At 46.9% G+C, this 18,495-nt stretch carries 16 protein-coding genes; 7 read left to right on the top strand and 9 right to left on the bottom strand.

Annotated elements, in window-relative coordinates; translation table 11 throughout:
• Positions 1 to 24: 24 nt before the first annotated feature.
• The 6 genes from P0Y67_RS03990 to P0Y67_RS03965 all read right to left on the bottom strand — a co-directional run bounded on the left by P0Y67_RS03990 (position 25) and on the right by P0Y67_RS03965 (position 7,492).
• Entirely contained in the window at positions 25 to 1,128 is a 1,104-nt protein-coding gene (locus P0Y67_RS03990) for a glycosyltransferase family 4 protein (RefSeq protein WP_342390829.1), read from the bottom strand.
• Positions 1,129 to 1,191: 63 nt separating this feature from the next.
• Positions 1,192 to 2,445 (bottom strand): UDP-N-acetyl-D-mannosamine dehydrogenase, encoded by a 1,254-nt coding sequence (gene wecC, locus P0Y67_RS03985; protein WP_342390828.1) that lies wholly within the window; start codon positions 2,443 to 2,445, stop codon positions 1,192 to 1,194.
• Positions 2,446 to 2,455: 10 nt separating this feature from the next.
• A complete protein-coding gene (gene wecB / locus P0Y67_RS03980) occupies positions 2,456 to 3,577 on the bottom strand; it encodes a non-hydrolyzing UDP-N-acetylglucosamine 2-epimerase (protein WP_342390827.1) in 1,122 nt (373 codons plus the stop codon).
• A gap of 18 nt (positions 3,578 to 3,595) precedes the next feature.
• A complete protein-coding gene (locus P0Y67_RS03975) occupies positions 3,596 to 5,755 on the bottom strand; it encodes a polysaccharide biosynthesis tyrosine autokinase (RefSeq protein WP_342390826.1) in 2,160 nt (719 codons plus the stop codon).
• A 138-nt stretch (positions 5,756 to 5,893) separates the two neighbouring features.
• Positions 5,894 to 6,334 carry an arsenate reductase/protein-tyrosine-phosphatase family protein gene (locus P0Y67_RS03970; protein WP_342390825.1) on the bottom strand — a complete coding sequence of 147 codons (441 nt, stop codon included), beginning with the start codon at positions 6,332 to 6,334 and terminating at the stop codon, positions 5,894 to 5,896.
• 3 nt (positions 6,335 to 6,337) lie between these two features.
• Positions 6,338 to 7,492: a polysaccharide export protein gene (locus tag P0Y67_RS03965; RefSeq protein WP_342390824.1), complete on the bottom strand. Its 1,155-nt coding sequence runs from the start codon at positions 7,490 to 7,492 to the stop codon at positions 6,338 to 6,340.
• A gap of 900 nt (positions 7,493 to 8,392) precedes the next feature.
• Between P0Y67_RS03965 and P0Y67_RS03960 the strand changes: the two genes are divergently transcribed.
• The 6 genes from P0Y67_RS03960 to P0Y67_RS03935 all read left to right on the top strand — a co-directional run bounded on the left by P0Y67_RS03960 (position 8,393) and on the right by P0Y67_RS03935 (position 14,832).
• The gene (locus P0Y67_RS03960) at positions 8,393 to 8,683 is read left to right on the top strand and encodes a hypothetical protein (RefSeq protein ID WP_342390823.1); all 291 of its coding nucleotides are present in this window, start codon (positions 8,393 to 8,395) and stop codon (positions 8,681 to 8,683) included.
• A gap of 108 nt (positions 8,684 to 8,791) precedes the next feature.
• Entirely contained in the window at positions 8,792 to 9,529 is a 738-nt protein-coding gene (locus P0Y67_RS03955; RefSeq protein ID WP_342390822.1) for a YjbF family lipoprotein, read from the top strand.
• Between the two features lie 78 nt (positions 9,530 to 9,607).
• Positions 9,608 to 10,483, top strand: a complete 876-nt coding sequence (locus P0Y67_RS03950; RefSeq protein ID WP_342390821.1) for a capsule biosynthesis GfcC family protein — start codon at positions 9,608 to 9,610, stop codon at positions 10,481 to 10,483.
• Positions 10,484 to 10,497: 14 nt separating this feature from the next.
• Complete coding sequence (locus tag P0Y67_RS03945; protein ID WP_342390855.1) at positions 10,498 to 12,729, top strand: YjbH domain-containing protein; 2,232 nt, start codon at positions 10,498 to 10,500, stop codon at positions 12,727 to 12,729.
• Between the two features lie 373 nt (positions 12,730 to 13,102).
• Entirely contained in the window at positions 13,103 to 13,327 is a 225-nt protein-coding gene (locus P0Y67_RS03940; protein ID WP_027252897.1) for a hypothetical protein, read from the top strand.
• A 371-nt stretch (positions 13,328 to 13,698) separates the two neighbouring features.
• Positions 13,699 to 14,832, top strand: coding sequence for an LPS O-antigen chain length determinant protein WzzB (locus tag P0Y67_RS03935; RefSeq protein WP_342390820.1), 1,134 nt, complete (start codon positions 13,699 to 13,701; stop codon positions 14,830 to 14,832).
• A gap of 136 nt (positions 14,833 to 14,968) precedes the next feature.
• Here P0Y67_RS03935 and P0Y67_RS03930 read toward each other — a convergent pair whose 3' ends face one another.
• Together P0Y67_RS03930 and P0Y67_RS03925 are read right to left on the bottom strand one after the other, a co-directional pair.
• Positions 14,969 to 15,238, bottom strand: coding sequence for a YfcL family protein (locus tag P0Y67_RS03930; RefSeq protein ID WP_120511441.1), 270 nt, complete (start codon positions 15,236 to 15,238; stop codon positions 14,969 to 14,971).
• A 90-nt stretch (positions 15,239 to 15,328) separates the two neighbouring features.
• On the bottom strand, positions 15,329 to 15,862 hold the full coding sequence (locus tag P0Y67_RS03925; RefSeq protein ID WP_342390819.1) for an elongation factor P hydroxylase: 534 nt from the start codon (positions 15,860 to 15,862) through the stop codon (positions 15,329 to 15,331).
• Positions 15,863 to 16,133: 271 nt separating this feature from the next.
• On the opposite strand from P0Y67_RS03925, the gene P0Y67_RS03920 reads away from it, so the two are divergent.
• A complete protein-coding gene (locus tag P0Y67_RS03920; RefSeq protein ID WP_446728792.1) occupies positions 16,134 to 17,255 on the top strand; it encodes a UDP-N-acetylglucosamine 4,6-dehydratase family protein in 1,122 nt (373 codons plus the stop codon).
• A gap of 116 nt (positions 17,256 to 17,371) precedes the next feature.
• Here P0Y67_RS03920 and aroC read toward each other — a convergent pair whose 3' ends face one another.
• Positions 17,372 to 18,460, bottom strand: coding sequence for a chorismate synthase (gene aroC, locus P0Y67_RS03915; RefSeq protein ID WP_342390818.1), 1,089 nt, complete (start codon positions 18,458 to 18,460; stop codon positions 17,372 to 17,374).
• Positions 18,461 to 18,495: the final 35 nt, after the last annotated feature.

Below are 18,495 nucleotides of genomic sequence, written 5' to 3'. Positions count from 1 at the left end.
CATCACAAAAAGCAACTAATATCATTATGATTCATAAGCAGCTGTATAATTTTCAATCAAGTGTTCCCAACTAAAACAAGACCTCACAACTTGTTGCATCCGTTCTGCATCCAAATCAGCTTTGAGAGCCAACTCAAAGATATTTTTCAACTCAATATAATTATTAACATTAGGGTCATACTCATAACCTAATGTTAACTCAGAGTATTTATTGAATTCTTTTACAACAGGAGAAAAACCAACAAATGGAACACCATGCATTGCAGACTCTATATATACAATACCAAAACTTTCACTTTTGCTCGGTAAAACCATGAGTTTGGAGTTGCTATATAACTTAAAAATTTCATCTAAACTTAACCTACCATATACTGTTAAGTTTGAAATTTTATGCTTTTCTGCATATTTCTCACTATCTTTATCTGCCACAGCTACAAATTTTTCGTTTGGATAATCTTTGGCTAACTTACAAAAATCAAGAAATCCTTTCCTTTTGATTGATTCAGAGTAACCATTGAAAAACACGAACTCTCTATTTCTTTTTAATTTTATATCTTTTTTGTTTTCACAATTTGTAACTGGGTTGTAAATAACTTTTGATTTTTTTCTATATTTTTCACCAAAAGTCTTTATGAAAATGTCTCTCGCATAAGAAGATACTGATATTATAACATGAGAATTATTAAGCTTTGCTTTTATATCTTCAGCATTAAATTTATCTTTTTGCCAAAAACCATGATCTGAATAACACTTTTTATACTTTAAATCGACCTGGTCAGCTAACTCATTATGCAAAGAATGAACATGAATTACTGTATCATCAACGTTAAATTTAGAAATCTCATAATGAACAATAAGCTGTTTTATTCCCAACCTACCTCTAAAAAGGCATTGAGACACAAACTTAAATGGGCTATTAATAAATGTTTTTAATATACGCCTCCTCTTCTTTATCCCTACAACATTAAAATAATCTGTCGTATAGTCATTTTTAACATCTGATAATATAGTAACTTGATATTTTTTTTTAGATAACTCTTTTGACAGTTGAATTAAATGTGTTGATATACCACCAACCTCACCACCAAACTCCGCTGTAACACTGCCAACTTGAATGATATTTTTCATTTATTCACATATTTAATCTTTGGCGCACAACTACAGTTATATAAAAAGCATGCGCCTATTAGCTTACCAAATACCTTTACAATCAACAATATAGTTTGATTGAGGCTTACTGAGTTTAAAATCATCATGATCAACAAGCAATAAGTGTATATCTGCTTTATTAAATGCTATTTCTTGTTTAACAAGCTCAAAATTATCTAACTTACTGATATTTGGTTCAACAACTAAAAGCGGTCCTCTATGGAAGGATGCTATTTCTTTTGTTATTGAAAATGCTGGACTTTCTCTTAAATCATCAATATTCGGCTTAAATGAAATACCATAACATGCCACACAAACATCATTAATCGTTTTTCCAGGATGATCTTGTAAATAATCTAATATAGATAATTTTAATTTATCTATCACCCAACTAGGTTTTGAGTCATTCACCTTCCTAGCTACATGAATTAGCTGGGACTCATTTGGAGTTTTAGAAACAATAAACCAAGGATCAACAGCAATACAATGGCCGCCCACTCCAGGACCTGGCTGTAGAATATTCACTCGAGGATGTCTATTAGCAAGTGTAATTAATTCCCAAACATCAATATCAAGTTTATCACAAATAATTGATAGTTCATTTGCGAATGCAATTTGAACATCGCGGGAACTGTTTTCGGTCAGTTTTGCCATTTCAGCTGTACGAGCATTGGTAATAACGCACTCACCCTCGACAAATGTTTTATATAGCTCAATCGCACGCTCAGAGCAACGAGCACTCATACCACCTATGACACGGTCATTTTCTACCAGTTCGCGAACGACGTGGCCAGGTAAGACTCGCTCCGGGCAATGAGCAACATTCACATCTGCATTATCACTAGCTGTTTGCGGAAAGCTCAAATCTGGGCGAGCTATCGCTAACCATTCTGCCATTTGTTCTGTTGCGCCAACGGGTGATGTGGATTCCAATATTACTAGGTCACCCTTTTTTAGCACAGGTGCAATTGCCTGACTTGCTGCCTTGATATAAGACAAATCTGGTTCAGGAATATCACCATTGGTATTTTTCTTAAATGGCGTTGGTACTGCAATGAGGAAAGCGTCTGCTGATTCAGGAGATGTTGTTGCTTTTAAATAGCCTTCAGTAACCGCAGCATGAACAATCATATCCAGCTCAGGTTCAATGATATGAATTTTCCCCTGATTGATTGTGTCTACTGCGTACTGGTTGACATCAACACCAATCACTTTTTTCTTTCGGGAGGCAAACATTGCTGCTGTCGGCAAACCAATATAACCAAGGCCAATTACTGATACTGTTTCAAATGACATTTTACTACCTTTACGCCAAACTATTTAAAATTCGCTCACATGCTTTTCCATCGCCATATGGGTTGTGGGCGAAGCTCATTTTTTGATACTGCTCTTTATCAGTCAATAATTCATTTAAGCTATTAACAATGACATCTACATCAGTACCAACCAACTTTACAGTGCCTGCAGAAACGGCTTCTGGGCGCTCAGTTGTATCTCGCATAACAAGAACAGGTTTACCCAAAGAAGGCGCTTCTTCTTGTATACCACCAGAATCCGTCAAAATAATGTGCGCTCGGCTCATCAAATAAATAAAGGGCAAATATTGTTGTGGTTCGATTAAATGTACGTTGTCTACACCTGCTAATATCCGATTAACGGGCTCACGCACATTTGGGTTCAAGTGAACAGGATATATAACTTGTACATCATCATGTTGTTTAGCTATTTCAACGAGTGCCTGGCAAATTCGCTCAAAACCACCACCAAAACTTTCTCTGCGATGACCGGTTACAAGAATTAATTTTTTATTTCCGTCTAATTCAGGAAAGTTTGATGCCAGAGTTGCTTTTAAATCTTCATCCGCATCAATTTTATTTTTCACCATCAACAAGGCATCAATGACAGTGTTTCCAGTGACATAAATGCCAGACGAGCAGAAGTTCTCTTTCAGTAGATTTTCTTTAGATGTATCAGTTGGTGCAAAGTGATACTTTGTCAACGCGCCTGTTAATTTACGGTTTGCTTCTTCAGGCCAGGGTGAATAAATATTTCCGGTTCTCAGACCGGCTTCAACATGTCCAACCGGGATTTGCTCATAATAAGCAGCTAGACTTGCAGCAAATGTGGTTGCTGTGTCGCCATGAACCAGAACAACATCAGGCTTGAACTCTTGCAGTACAGCCTTTAATTCAAGAAGTATTCTTGCTGTAACATCATTCAACGTCTGGCCGGCTTTCATTAAGTTCAAATCATAGTCTGGGGTTATATCAAATAATTCCAGAACCTGATCCAGCATCTCTCTGTGCTGAGCAGTCACACAGACTTTGGCCTCAAAGCGATCATCATCATTCAATGCATGAACCAATGGCGCCATTTTTATCGCTTCTGGACGTGTGCCAAAAACCGTCAGTACTTTCTTCTTAGACATAAAATTATATAAACCCGATTATTTCGACTCATAACTGTAGTTGTAGTAGCCACCGCTATAATGTGAACTTGCAGTTCGCAATACCGCATTGAGAATAAAACCTTTCACTTCAATACCGTTTTGTTCAAAGCGTTGCTTGGTCACTTCAATCTCTTTTACAGCGTTCTGGCCAAAGCGGCCCACCAGCAAGGTGGTACCCGCATGGGCACCCACGATAGCCGGATCGGTCACTGCCAGAATTGGCGGGGTATCCACCACCACAATGTCGTAATTATCCGATGCCCAATCCAGCAATTTTTTAAACCTTGGGTGCATTAAAAGCTCAGACGGGTTAGGCGGTACTTCACCGCGGCCAATAAAATCCAGATTGTCCACACCTGGCTGCTTGATAATCTCTTCTATTGCGGCTTTATCAACCAGATAACTCGACAGTCCCGGTGTGTGAGTGACCGCCATGTTCTTTTCCAATCGGCCTTTGCGCATATCGGCATCAATCAGCAACACACGCTGGCCGGTTTTAGCAATCACTGCTGCCATGTTGGATGACACAAACGACTTACCAATGCCAGGGCTGGGGCCTGAGATCATCAGGATATTGTTTTTGGCTTCCATCATGGCAAAGTGCAGGCTGGTGCGCAGGCTGCGCAGCGCTTCAATCGACAAGTCCGCCGGGTTCGCCACTGCCAGTAAACTCTCTTCCACCGTGAGTTGCCGCTTTGTTTTTTGTTTCTTTTCCATGTCGCTTTGCCAGTCTGACAGTGGAATACTGGCATAAACAGGCAAACCAATGGCTTCAATTTCATCCGGGTTTTCCACCCCGCGATGAAAGGCTGCTCGAATCAGAACTAACACTACAGCTAGCATACCGCCCAACATAGTCGCTAACACCACGATTAAGGCTTTCTTTGGCTTGATCGCGCTTGTATATGACTGAGCGACATCCAGAATGCGGACATTACCGACTGTGCTGGCTTTAAGGATATTGAGTTCCTGCACTTTGTTCAGCAACTGAACATAAATTTGCTGGTTGACTTCCACATCCCGGGTTAAGCGCAACACTTCACGTTGGGTTTTGGGCAGTTTTTGCACCTGGCGGTTGAGTTTCTCGCGCTCACTCAGCAAGGTTTTACGCTTATCCATCAACGCAATATAAGCCGGGTGCTCTTTGGTGAAGCGCTGTGAAATTTCACTTTCTTTGAAGGTCAGCTCATTGAGCTGGGATTCCAGGGTGACCATCACATCCAGAGTCGATTTGGCTTCCAGTCCCAGATCAATCGAATCGTTGGCCTGGCGGAACTGGTTCAGCTCGTCTTCTGCTTTGGTCAAATGTACTTTGACATCCGGCAGGTGACCACGCAAAAATTCCAGGCTCTTTTCCGCTTCAGCCGAATTACGGGCCACGTTCTGCAAAAAATAGTTCTGGCTGATGTCATTCAAAATCGCGGTGTTCTGCGCTTTGTCCGGCCCGGTAAACGACAACTGTAAAATACCTGTTTGCTTGCCGCGCTCCGAGACTGACAGGCTCTGCTGAATCCACTGGATGGTATCTAAGCGTGAACGTTTACTGATGCTGAACTCTGTCCCTGCCTGTTCGCTAATCAGCTCCGAGACAAAAAGCTGATACTCACCGGATGTCGCCAACTCGCCGACTTTACCCGATAAAACTTTCTGCTCTTCACTGTCGAACAGGATATAAGTCCCGCTGTCCGGGTCATCCACCACCAGGGTATAAACCGGCTCTTCTATGCCCTGAGGGATATCAAATCGACTGATCGCAATACTGTCTTTATTGCCGGTCAGACGATTTAAGCCCTTACCAATCAAAGGCAACGCAGCAGGTTCTGCCAGTGTGGTCAGGTTGAGTTTGTCGACGGTTTTGCCGAGGATCATGCGCGAGCGAATAATTTCAATCTCGGTATTCGAAGAGGATTCACTCGAAAACAGATCCCCCATCTCCCCCAGGCCAGACAAGCCATTGCTTTTCTCTTCAACCTGAAGCAGGGCATCGGCTTTATAGATGGGGGTCGCTAACAGTGCATAAGCAATGCCTGCAACCGCAAAGGCGAACGTAATGGCGATAATGGTCCAGCGCCTGTCCAGCAATATGCCAAACAGCTTGCCCAGATCAATCTCGTCGGAGTCGGTTTGTTTCACCGACACTTGTTGCGAAACAGTCATAGTGTCTATCTACTCAGGCTACTCATGATGGTGGATGTCATGGTGATCTTCCCTGTCTTAATTACTGTCGCTCAGGGTTCAAACCGACAGTCTTTGATCACTCTGAATGCATCAGTCTGTAAAAACTGACACCAGGTGTTACAGCTTTTGCGCCCAGGCACGGGCCGCTTTGTCAATCAGCTGATAAGCATGTTCGTATGCTTCCCGGCTCAGGCGGTAAGGGTCGGGAATGTCCTGCTGACCGATCCATTGCCCAAACAGCATGGTTTTGCCTCTGGCTTCAGGCACGATAGACGCCACAGCATCCAGATGGCTTTTTTCCATCACCAGAATCAAATCGACGTCACGGCACATCGCTGAAGTCAGCTGCTGAGCCTGATGCCCGTCAAGGGAAACCCCATTTTCAGCGGCAATCTCGCTGGCCGTGCGATCAGCAGGTTTTCCCTGCAGATTGCTTTTCTCTGTTCCCAACCCTGCCGACTGAATATTTTTAGCCGGCAGCAATTGTTTGAGCAGCGCTTCCCCCGACGGAGAACGGCAAATATTGCCGACGCATACCACAAGAATATTATTAAACATGGCTTACCAATCTCTCACTCGAACTGCCCCTTCGGTCAGCTGATTAAACCCGGTAATGGTTGGCAGCAACTGACGCACCACACGATTCCAGCGCGCAATCGGTGCTGAGGTGACATACACCACATCGTAGGGTTCCAGTTCAAACTCTGTCCCCAGTACCAGTGCCGCGGCATCTTTGATATTGAGCTGGTAAATGTCCGCCAATTGCGCGTTGTCTGCTGTGGATACAGTATTTGCCTTGTTATTTTTGCGTACGTTACGAATCACAAAGACACCGGTCGCATCCGCTTCCAGCTCGTTAATACCGCCAACACTGCTCAGTGCTTCCGTCAGCGTCATACCGGCACGGTCAATTTTCAGCAACTGCGGGGCGTTCACTTCACCCATCACAAACACTTTCTGCGCATCGTTGCGCGGCACATGCACTATGTCACCAGGGCGAAGCAGGCGGTTTTGCGTCAGATCACCACGTTGCATTAAGGCATACAGCGAAATATCCTGTTCGATGCCATTGCGGGTCAGGGTTACATTTCGCCAGTCGGCCTCTTTTGCCAGACCGCCTGCGCGGTTAATGGCATCCAACAGAGTCATTGGCACATTAGTGATCGCTTGCTGACCCGGCTCGTTAACTTCGCCGGTCACGTATGCTTTTTGCGAACGGAAGGCCGCTACGTTGACATCCACTTGCGGGCTTTCTATGAAAGCCGCCAACCGATGCGAGATTTCATCACGGATTTGCGTCACGGTTTTGCCGCCGACCTGAACAATGCCGATATAGGGATAGAAGATGCTGCCATCGGCATGCACCCAGTTACCAGACTCACTGGAACTGCGGTAAGAACCGGCAGGAATGGTCAGCTCAGGGTGATCCCAGATGGTAATATTCAGGATATCACCGGGGCCAATATAGTACTCATAACCCGTGAGTTCGGCATCCAAGGCTGGATTGGTTCTGGCTGTCACTTCTGGCCGTTTTGACTGGTAAATAACAGAGGGTGTCAACGGATAGACGTTAACCTGCTCAGACACGTTGAACGCTTCGTTGTCTGCTTGTTGTTTATTGTCGGGTAAAGACATATGAGAACCGGGAACAACCGTACAACCTGCTAATAACAATGACGCCACAGCAGTAAAAAGGAGCTTCTTAGAGAAATCCATATCCAGTCAACGTTGATAAATAAAAAAATTGAATTTTGATCGAAAAACTAATCGCAATATGCAAATTGCAGTTGCCAATTGACAAGTCTGTCACACATTATGCAAGCAGCTGAATCACACTAAAGTGACAACAATCGCTTAACTTAATTAGAGAAACCTGATGGAGTGATAAGCATGCCCTGGTGCATAACACAAGGATAATAATTGAAAGCCAGTTAAGAAAGAGACTGCGTTGAACCCGGTATTTCAGTTATTCCGCTAACCGGGAATAAACGAATACTTACCCTTTCAGGCATGCTACCGCCCTTAGGTTACAGCTCCCAAACGCCTTCAATACATCCATGTTTTTCTGCAAGGTGCAGGTTACCGCTTTCACATGACACTCGTGTCAGCCGCATGACATTTTATTAGCAAAATGTGATTTAGCTTACATTTGTCTTTGTTTTAACCAAAACCTGTAAAAACGCCTGTATTACCCCATCACAATCGTTGCAGAGCCTGTAAAAACGCCCTGATTGACTGTCACTTTGGTTGCCGCATTCTACACAATCGCTCTCCACTGAGAAACCATTAAATGCAACAGGGTTCAAATTAGAGTAATTAGTCATCGTCAGGTAATTGTTCGCAGGAAAAATTCAATTTTCAATGCATTCAACGGAATGTTCACCGAATCTCTGGTACTAACAAGTAGCTACAAGGCTATACTATGCGCTTAGTAATGCGCTTAGTATAAAAATACTAACTGAGTGTTTTGTTTTAAAATCGCAGTAAACAGCAATCTTCACATTCTATACATTGCTATCCTTTATATATGCAAATATCATTGAAAAGCGTTTTGCGTTATCAACAAGCCGCAATCTTTAGAATTTATCACTCAACACAACTTAATAAGGGAATAGGATGAATAAGGTAATCGTTTCTCTGGCTGCATTGCTAATGGCCAGTTCAGCGTTTGCAGCTACCGGCACCACAGGTACTGCAGCAGCTACTACTTCTACTACCACCGCAACTACAGCTTCAACAGCTGCGGCAGGTACTGCAGCCGGTACTGCGGGTGCAACGGCTGCCGCTGTTGGCGGTATCACTGCTACCACTGTTGCTGTAGGTGCTGCCGTGGCAGTCACCGCAGTTGCTGTTGTTGATGCCAACGACAACGATACAGCAACATCAACGTCTGTAAATCAGGGCTAAGCAAACACGCTTTGCTGTCTCTGATTCGATAACCGCACATCTGTGCGGTTATTTTTATTTCTGTCATTGACCTGTGATTCCCATTGACCTATGACTAGCGGATACCTAATGTTCGACGCCCGTCTTTCTGTAAACAGACGCTTTCTGGTACTCATCGCCCTGTTACCGCTTTTTTTATCCGGATGCAGCCAAAAATTTCAGAATGTGTCGGATACCTTTCGTCTTGCTGTTCGCGGTGATGATGACACAGTAAAATCCTCAGCCTGGATTGAACAACTCCCTTACGCCAGTATGTACGCCCGTATCGGAGACGGCCCTCAGGCCTTTATGGTGCTGGCTCTGGCAGAGCCTGCTGCGGTTCTGACATCGTCAAAAACTGCTACTGAGTCAGAAGCGACCGAGCCGGCTATGCAGCTGAAATGGCTGGCCGCCGACAAAGGCATGCTAGTGACAGAACACGGGCGACTGGTGAAAACCCTGAACCTGCCCCTTGGCAATCTGGTACAGGTTACAGCAGAAACGCCAGACCCGGTTGCTCTCGGGTTGCAATTGCCCACTACGCCGACAACCTGGACCCGCCGCATCGACTGGCAGCCCGGCTACCACTTTGGTTATCAGCTCACCTCCCGCTTTGAGGACAAAGGGCTGGTGACTATTAGGATCAACAATATTACTCAGTCTGCACGCTATTTTGTTGAGACGGTCAATGTACCCAGTCTGGATCTGCAGTTTGACAACGCTTTCTGGATTGAGCCCGCCAGTGGTCAGGTACTGAAAAGTCGCCAGCTTATCGCACCCGGCTTACCTGAAGTCGAAACACAATTGCTTAAAGCTTACGGACGATAACGGTTTATGAATCCAGACAATCACTTACAGCGGATATTTTCGCCTCGCCAGACATGGCTTTTCGCCCCTGGATCTATGATGAAAGCTTTGATACCGGCTGTTATTAAACTGACGGCTTTGATACTGTTCGCTTTGTTAGGGATGTCACCTGCCCTGACACCTGTTGCCATGGCAATGCCTGTTGAAACGGCACCCACCTTCGTCAGAGTACAGCTGGACAGCGGCGAAAAAGAACTGCAACTGCGCTACCCGCAAACTGTCCGCCTGGATCGGGTTCAACAAGACGCGCTAGCCAATGTATACCAGTTATCAACAAAATCAGACAATACTGCTCAGGCTCTGTACTGGCAGTCTCTGTACTGGATCGGTTCCTTTTTATGGAAAGCCGATCACCGTGCTAAGCAAGCCCTCGCCCTGCAGCAGCAAACCGCAGACAGGCAGATCCGAGCGCTGGCCGATCACTGGCGCTACCATCGCCCGGCTGCCAGTGAGACTCTTATTCAGCTGGCACAAAGTTTAGCCTCACCTTTGCCGGGTGAGCGCATTTTTCTTCCGTTAGACAGCGATCGCGTGCGCATTGTGCCGGAGAACAACCCTGCGCTGAACGGGCCTTTTGTGTTGCGATTAGCCACCCGGCCCAATACCGTTAAGGTGACAGGTGCCATCAAACTGCCTGCCGGCAATACAGCTGATATTTCCCTGCCGTGGCAGGAAAGGCAAGATGCCGCAGGCTATCTGAAACAGATACAAGCGTTATCGGTGGCCAACCGGGATTACGTCTGGGTGATTCAGCCCGACGGCAAAGCCGAACAACACAGCATCGCGTACTGGAACCGACAAGATAAAGATATCGCGCCGGGCGCCATTCTTTATCTTGCGTTTACCGATCTGCCAGCAAGTGCGAAGTCGTTAAATTCTCAAATTATTCATTTGCTTTCACAAAGGCCTTTCTGATGGATCAGCCTGTTATGTCTTCCTGTACCAAGCACCTGGGTCTTCGTTTTCCGGGTCTCCGTTTTCTGTCAGGATTATCTCTGGGGGTTATCACCCTTGCGGCCCATGCCGATGACTTCAGTTACCCTGATTTTTCCGTTTCCCAATCCGATTTTGGTGGCGTAGGCCTGATCCAAATGCCTTCCGGTCGTGTTGCGCCGGAAGGCGAATTCACCTTTGGTACCACCTATAACCAGGATTACCTGCATTACAATGTGTCATTGCAGTTGTTCCCCTGGCTGGAAACCACCATACGCTACACCCTGGTTCAGGATGTTCTCTACAGTGAGGACGAGGACTTCAGTGGCGACACCAAATACACTGACAAAGGCATAGACTTTAAGCTTAGGCTATTGGAAGAAAGCTTCTGGATACCAGAAACCTCTGTCGGTATTCGTGATTTTGGCGGTACCGGATTGTTTGACGGCGAATACATTGCGGCCAGCAAACACTGGGGAGCGCTGGATTTTACCCTGGGGCTGGGCTGGGGCTACATTGGCAACGGCGCCAATCTGTCCGGCGATAAAAGCCTGAGCAGCGACTGCGGCCGAAATACCGAGTATAAAGGCAAAGGCGGCAGTGTCGATTTCGAGCGCTGGTTTTCCGGCTGCATGGCGTTATTTGGCGGGGTGGAATACCAGACACCCTGGCGGCCTTTGCGACTGAAACTGGAATATGACGGCAACGACTATACCAGTGATTTTCCTGTAACCCGCGCGGACTCGGATATGTCTCAGGACAGCCCGATAAACCTGGGGGTGTTATACCGCCTGGGCGACTGGGGTGATCTGCGAATAAGCTATGAGCGCGGCAATACCTGGACCGCCGGTTTTAACCTTAATACCAATTTTAATCAGCTGACAACCTCCTGGCGCGATACACCTGCCGACACTTATGCGCCCGACAGGCAAAAGCGGTCCACCACCAGCGCAGACTGGCAGAACATCGCGAATCAGTTGCATATCAACGCCGGTTATGAAAACCCGACCCTGTACGCAGATGACCATACAGTGACTGTAGAGGCGCCGCAGAACAAATACCGGGATCGTGACCAGGGCTATCAGCGTGCGGCGACCCTGCTCAGCAATCAGTTACCGACAGATCCTGACACCGGCCTGCCGCTTTATAGCGAGTACCGCCTGATCGAAACCAGCAACAAGCTGCCGGTCAAAGAAACCCGGGTGAATGTGAAGGCATTTGATCAGGTCGCCAGTCACAGCTATGTCAATGCCTCTATCGATGATGCCATCACTCATCAGGTACCGGCACAACCACAAGGCCGGTTGATTGCTACAGACACTGACAAATGGGACCTGAGTGTGTCCCCGACTCTTCAGCAGTCTTTTGGTGGCTCGGAAGGGTTTTATCTGTACAACTTAGGGGTGACGGCTGGTGCCAGTTACCACATGACAGACCATTGGGAGCTGGGCGGCAGCGTCTATCTCAATCTGTTCGATAACTATGATAAGTTCCTCTACGATGTACCGCCCGATGGCACAGATTTAAAACGTGTTCGTACTCTGGTTCGCCAGTACATTGATGGCAATCCGATCCGGGTCAACAATCTTCAGCTGACCTGGATGGATCAACTGGCGGATAACTGGTACGGGCAAGCGTACACAGGTTACCTGGAAATGATGTTTGCCGGTGCCGGCAGTGAAGTGCTTTATCGCCCTATGGGGAAAAACTGGGCGCTGGGTGCTGATATGAACTATGTGATTCAGCGAGACCCGGATACCCAGTTTGGTCTTTTCCATGACGAGGTGCATTTTGACCCCATCACAGGACGTGACTACAAGGTACAGACGGGCGCGTTAACCGGTCATGCCACTTTCTATTACCAGCCACAGTGGACTTTGTTACCCAATACGCTGATGAAAATCAGCGCCGGGCGCTATCTGACAGAAGATGTGGGTGTAACCTTCGACTTCTCCAAGCAGTTTGACAGTGGGGTGATTGCCGGTGCCTTTGTGACCAAAACCAACCTGTCGGCCGAAGAATTTGGTGAGGGCAGTTACAATAAAGGCTTTTACATCTCGATCCCTTACGATCTGATGACAGTAAAACCAAGCCGCAACCGCGCCAATATTTCCTGGCTTCCTCTGACGCGCGACGGCGGGCAGATGCTCAACCGTAAGTACCAGCTCTATAACATTACCGATGCGCGTTATCCCTGGTACAGCCGGAAAATGATGCAAGCGGAATAAGTATGAGGATCATGACTTTATAGTCAGGTGACACTGGATGGCCCGCCTCGGCGGGTCAGCTTACTGCTGAGATCGCAACCGCTCCTGCTTTTCTGCCCTCTTCGCTTTTTTTCCTGTTTTTTTAGCTTTCTTTATATCCTTTCAACTCTTTTTTGTTGTTCTGTGTGTCTGATTTCACCAATAATTAACCCTGCAAAATGAATGGATTTATTGCACCTCTGCGCTACTACGCTGCCAGTCACTCTGCTGAGCGGTTGCACCGGGATCCCGTACCGACAATATAAAAAGTGGCTAAATATTAATCTTCATCGAATACTGTCGCCTTCCTGAACTGATGGAGTGATCTCGTAATCGACGTTTGTGAGGTAGAAATATGTTCAGAAAATATGCTGTTTTTTCGGTAACATTTCCCGTACTGCATAAAATCAACCTGTTGCTGGCGATCGCGTTTTTTGCCACCTGCTGTTACCAACTGGTAGTTCAGGAGGATATCGTGTTCAGTCTGGGGTTATTGGCCGTCATGTTCCTGCTGACTCTTTTTGCCGGTTCGTCAAACTACCGGCGCAAATATATCAGCTTCCCCTATTCAGTCGATTGACCCTGACATTCGTTGCAAATGAAAGCGAACATCGCAAATCAAAGCGAGAGCGGGGCTCGGCATCCCGTGCCTTTAGGCCACGCTTAAGGGAATGTTGCTTTTTTGTATAAAAAGTAACTTTTGATGAGCCTCGGTTATCCCGATTTTTTTGTCAGGGATCACGGATAGTAGAAACTTGTTCAATAATTTCCTGCAAGTGGCCTATGGCTGCTTGCTTCCGCTAAGAGCACCCACCTATAATTTGCCTTGTGAGTACATATTTACTTAATTCTAATGCTCTACTGAACACATTAAGATAAAATTACAAAGATAATTTTTTACTTTTCTTCTTTATCGCATCACAAATTGCAGTTATCAATGGAAGTGTCATAGTGACAGATACACACACAAAAGCCGTCCCGTCAGGCCCTCAACTTGTTCATCAATCTAATCAAACTATGCCAACACCAGACAGCACTGATGAAATTGATCTCGTCCAGCTGGTAAGAACACTGTGGCAAGAAAAGCTGCTGATAGCACTGATTACTGTTGTTTTCGCCATCGCCGGTGTTGCCTACGCACTGACCGCACAAGAATGGTGGACGGCCAAAGCCAAAGTGATTCAACCTCAGATCACCGACTTTGCTCAGCTGCAACGTGAAATCAGTGCCTTCCAGCCTGCCTTTGATGTCTATCAGGCCGACGGTACCGTACTGGTCAGCACTCAGCTTCTGGATGTGGCTGATGCCGAAGTGTTGTTTAAGCATTTCATCAATGGCTTTAATTCGCTGGAAAACAAGAAGGCATTCTTAACGAACAGTAGCGATTTTCAGCAATTTCTGACTGACAATAATGTCGCCGCTGAAGAAGATACCGACAGAGCGCTGGAAAACTGGTTCGATAAAATCACCGCTCAGCAGGCCAGCAAGCAGGAATCCGATACCTTCGTGATTAACCTGCAGGCGACCACCAGTAACAGCAGCTTTGATATGCTGAAACAGTACATCGATTTCGTGTCTGCCAAGGTCTATAACGATACGTTAGCCAACGTGCAGGCGCTGGTGTCAGCCAAAGAGTACGAGCTGAAACAACAGCTTAAGGTACTGCGCAGTCAGGCCAGCAGTTATCTGCAGGTTGAAAAAGAGCGTACCCAATACGCCCTGAATATCGCCAGCGCCGCGGATGTCAATCAGCCAGTTCAGAACCTGGGTGATAACGAGATCTTTGCCATCAACTTAGGTGCCAAAGCACTGGCGGCCAAAGTGAGTGCCCTGGAATCAGTCAAGAACCTGAGCGTGGTTGAACCCCGCATTCAGCAGGTAGAAGCACGTCTGTCGCTGCTGCAGGGCACTGAACTGGATAAAAATATCAAATTTAAAACCTACCGTTTTCTTGAAAACGTAGAAAAGCCGGTGACCAAAGACAAACCTAAACGCTCACTGATTGTAGTGATCGCCACCCTGCTGGGCGGTATGCTGGCTGTGGCCTTTGTCCTGATCCGCTCTGCGTTCAGAAATCACGACTGATTGCCAACACAAGCAATCAGAGACGGCATAACCAAAAAGGCCAGTCCGTTACCCGGACTGGCCTTTTTGTATCTATTTGTACTTCTGTTTCAGTTACTGGCAATGTGCCTGGATTACGGCAATCTAACCAGAGCAGTTATTCAACCGCCGACTGTTGCAACTGAAGCCACAGTGATTTCACCAGTTGCTGATCGGCAGGGTTCAGCTCAGACTGCGCATTCTTCAGGCTGTCATTCACCGCCTGGTTCATTGCCTCCAAAGACGCAATGCCGTCACGCTCACACTCTGCTGCCGACAGCGAAATGTGGCCACGCAGGTAACCGCCTGCAAATAACTCGTCATCCGATGCAGTTTCCACCATCAGGTCAATCAGGGTGAGCAGCTTTTCTTCGTATTGCTGGATCATCTCGTCACTCTTTCGTTTTATCTGAATCTGGCCCTGTACGGATCAGAATAGGTTTACTCACGCCACTGATACGCATTGATATGATGCGAATCAAAGCGGCTCAGGAAAATCGTCTGCGCTGAGCGGTTGGACACCATAATGCTGACGCAACACTTCTGACAGTATGCCTGCTCGCTCCGGTGTATTGCCATTCAGGTAATGCAGCACCTGCTGGCGGACTTTGCGGGTAAATGCTACCCGATCCGGCTCATGATCACCACTCAGGTTGTCGCAGCTGACCTGAAAACGAAAGCCGCAACTGGCCGACAGCAGCCACTCTACCGCCTGAGGTTTCACTTCAACCTGTTCAAACACCGCCTGCTGATCAGCGTCCCGCCCGTCTGGCAAATACCAGTAGCCATAATCTTCCAGCAAGCGACGCTCGGGGCCGGCAATACACCAGTGCGCTATCTCGTGCAGTGCAGAGGCAAAGTAACCACGGGCAAACACAATTCTGTGGTGCGGGTGCTCAGTATCGGCAGGAAGATAAACCGGCTCGTCACCGCCCAGCACCAATTCGGTGTTGAGGCTGGTTAAGAAAGTGCGGTTAAAGAGTGTTATCAGGTCGTTATAATCGTGAGGCATGGACTGTGTGACTTCATTTAACATCTGGGAGGTCGCGCTGATTATCCCAGCCCCTCCCGCAAGAATGCCGCCGATTATAGCGGGTTTGGGATCATAGTGCTAACCGCAACACATAAGCCTTACATCACGAGGAGACTCACGCTAGCACTGAAGCTCATGGTATGATGCAGCCTTCCTGAACGCCTAGTAGCAAGATAATGCAAATTATTATCCAAGCATACTGTTGCCCGTAATATCGACATCGCGATTTTCCATGCTCTCAGAATCACTCATGCCAAAAACCACTATAAACATCGAAACATTGTTAGACCGTGAACAAGTGCTGCCTCTGACATCGCTTATGTCAAAAAATATTACCGGCAAAACCGTGATGATTACGGGTGCTGGAGGTTCAATTGGTTCAGAGTTATGCAGACAGATCATCCGGCTGAAACCCAGAAAATTGGTCTTATTTGAGTTAAATGAATTTAACCTATACCGCATTCATCAGGAAATCAGCCTGCAACTCAACAATCTGGACCTTGATATTCCATTAATCGCAGCTTTAGGTTCTGTTCAAAATCAGCAGAGAACTCAATCACTGATGGTAAAACATCAGGTAGATAACCTTTATCATGCTGCAGCATACAAACACGTCCCTATGCTTGAAGAAGAGCAAAACATCATTGAGGGACTGTATAACAATGTCTTTGGTACTTTGGCATTAGCAAAAGCCGCAATACAGGCTCAAATCAGCCACTTCACCCTGATCTCTACTGATAAAGCCGTACAACCTATTAATATAATGGGTGCTAGCAAACGACTGGCAGAGCTCATAGTGCAATCTCTGGCTCAGTATCAGAACACAACACTTTTTACAGCAGTACGATTTGGTAACGTGCTTGATTCTTCCGGTTCAGCCGTACCGTTATTCAGGCAGCAGATCCAGCAAGGCGGACCTGTTACTGTTACGCATCCTGATGCAACCCGCTATTTCATGTCTATTCCAGAAGCTGCACAATTGGTAATTCAAGCAAATGGAATGAGCGAAAACGGACAACTGTTCGTTCTTGATATGGGGAAACCGATTAAAGTTTTGACATTGGTTGAACGACTGATTCAGCAATTTCACCCGGTGAATACTCACCAGGCCAGTCCCGAGATACAAATCATTTTCACTGGGCTTCGGGCTGGAGAAAAGCTCGAGGAAGAGCCGCTTATCACAGACAATGCCAAAAGAACTGTACATCCAAAAATCATGGTATTAACAGAAGAACCGAGCCCATGGTCTGAAACAGAAGCCTATTTAAACCAACTCAGCCAATATTGTGCTGAAACAGATTTAGACGGTATTCGTTCCCTTTTAAGTCACTTTATGTGCTTAAGAGCCGCTGGCGATTGTCTGAAACAGTAACGAACAACAAAAAGAGGACGCCCCAACGTCCTCTTTTTGTTTAACCTGCCGCTCTGAATCAGGTTGAGCGGTTTACGCTTTATTCGATTGCTTTCAGCTGATCTCTTTTAGCTTCTTTATTTCAGCTTAGGCGTCGAGGTGATCACATCGGCGTTTTGCGCGCGGTGGCGCAACATGTGATCCATCAGGACGATAGCCACCATGGCTTCTGCAATCGGTACGGCGCGGATGCCGACACACGGGTCATGCCGACCACGGGTCACCACTTCAGCGCTTTCGCCCTGCTTGTTGATTGTCTCGCCCGGCACGGTAATGCTGGATGTGGGCTTCAGCGCCAGGTGGGCGACGATGTCCTGACCGGAGGAAATCCCGCCTAAAATACCGCCGGCGTGGTTTGATTTGAAACCCTGCGGTGACATGGCATCGCGGTGTTCGCTGCCGCGCTGTGTCACAACGTCAAAGCCATCGCCGATTTCCACGCCTTTCACTGCGTTGATGCCCATAAGCGCATGGGCAATGTCGGCATCCAGACGATCAAACACCGGCTCACCCAGTCCAACCGGGACATTCTCAGCCACGACTGTCAATTTGGCACCGATGGAATCGCCTTCCTTCTTGAGTTTGCGGATCAGCTCATCCAGCGCGTCGACTTTCGAGGCATCCGGGCAGAAAAACGCATTCTGCTCGACCTGATCCCAATCGACGGTATCAATACTGACGTCGCCCATTTGCGATAAGTAAGCACGCACTTCGATACCATGAACCTGTTTGAGGTATTTTTTGGCGATTGCGCCAGCCGCTACCCGCATCGCGGTTTCACGGGCGGAAGAACGGCCGCCGCCGCGGTAATCGCGGACACCGTATTTTTGCTCATAGGTGTAATCAGCATGGCCGGGACGGAACAGATCTTTGATCTGGGAGTAGTCTTTTGAGCGTTGATCGGTATTTTCGATCATCAAACCGATAGAAGTACCGGTTGTCTGGCCTTCAAACACGCCGGCCAGGATTTTGACTTCATCCGGCTCACGGCGTTGTGTGGTGTACTTAGAGGTTCCCGGACGACGACGGTCGAGATCGTGCTGCATGTCGGCTTCTGTCAGCGCCAACCCCGGTGGGCAACCATCAACGATGCAGCCCAGCGCCAGACCATGGCTTTCGCCAAAGGTGGTGACGCGAAAAACTTGTCCAATTGTGTTGCCTGCCATGACTTCCCCTGTAACTTTGCTTCTGGCTTTTTGTA

It is taken from the genome of Photobacterium sp. SP02 (assembly GCF_038519165.1).
In the GTDB taxonomy this organism is placed as follows: Bacteria; Pseudomonadota; Gammaproteobacteria; order Enterobacterales; family Vibrionaceae; genus Photobacterium; species Photobacterium halotolerans.
Note: the sequence above shows the minus strand (reverse complement) of the source record. Positions and strands in the feature narration are given on the sequence as shown.

Coding starts and splice junctions, on each gene's coding strand:
- P0Y67_RS03990 (WP_342390829.1), bottom strand. CDS start 1,128: ATGAAAAATATCATTCAAGTTGGCAGTGTTACAGCGGAGTTTGGTGGT.
- wecC (WP_342390828.1), bottom strand. CDS start 2,445: ATGTCATTTGAAACAGTATCAGTAATTGGCCTTGGTTATATTGGTTTG.
- wecB (WP_342390827.1), bottom strand. CDS start 3,577: ATGTCTAAGAAGAAAGTACTGACGGTTTTTGGCACACGTCCAGAAGCG.
- P0Y67_RS03975 (WP_342390826.1), bottom strand. CDS start 5,755: ATGACTGTTTCGCAACAAGTGTCGGTGAAACAAACCGACTCCGACGAG.
- P0Y67_RS03970 (WP_342390825.1), bottom strand. CDS start 6,334: ATGTTTAATAATATTCTTGTGGTATGCGTCGGCAATATTTGCCGTTCT.
- P0Y67_RS03965 (WP_342390824.1), bottom strand. CDS start 7,492: ATGGATTTCTCTAAGAAGCTCCTTTTTACTGCTGTGGCGTCATTGTTA.
- P0Y67_RS03960 (WP_342390823.1), top strand. CDS start 8,393: ATGAATAAGGTAATCGTTTCTCTGGCTGCATTGCTAATGGCCAGTTCA.
- P0Y67_RS03955 (WP_342390822.1), top strand. CDS start 8,792: ATGTTCGACGCCCGTCTTTCTGTAAACAGACGCTTTCTGGTACTCATC.
- P0Y67_RS03950 (WP_342390821.1), top strand. CDS start 9,608: ATGAAAGCTTTGATACCGGCTGTTATTAAACTGACGGCTTTGATACTG.
- P0Y67_RS03945 (WP_342390855.1), top strand. CDS start 10,498: ATGTCTTCCTGTACCAAGCACCTGGGTCTTCGTTTTCCGGGTCTCCGT.
- P0Y67_RS03940 (WP_027252897.1), top strand. CDS start 13,103: ATGTTCAGAAAATATGCTGTTTTTTCGGTAACATTTCCCGTACTGCAT.
- P0Y67_RS03930 (WP_120511441.1), bottom strand. CDS start 15,238: ATGATCCAGCAATACGAAGAAAAGCTGCTCACCCTGATTGACCTGATG.
- P0Y67_RS03925 (WP_342390819.1), bottom strand. CDS start 15,862: ATGCCTCACGATTATAACGACCTGATAACACTCTTTAACCGCACTTTC.
- P0Y67_RS03920 (WP_446728792.1), top strand. CDS start 16,134: ATGCCAAAAACCACTATAAACATCGAAACATTGTTAGACCGTGAACAA.
- aroC (WP_342390818.1), bottom strand. CDS start 18,460: ATGGCAGGCAACACAATTGGACAAGTTTTTCGCGTCACCACCTTTGGC.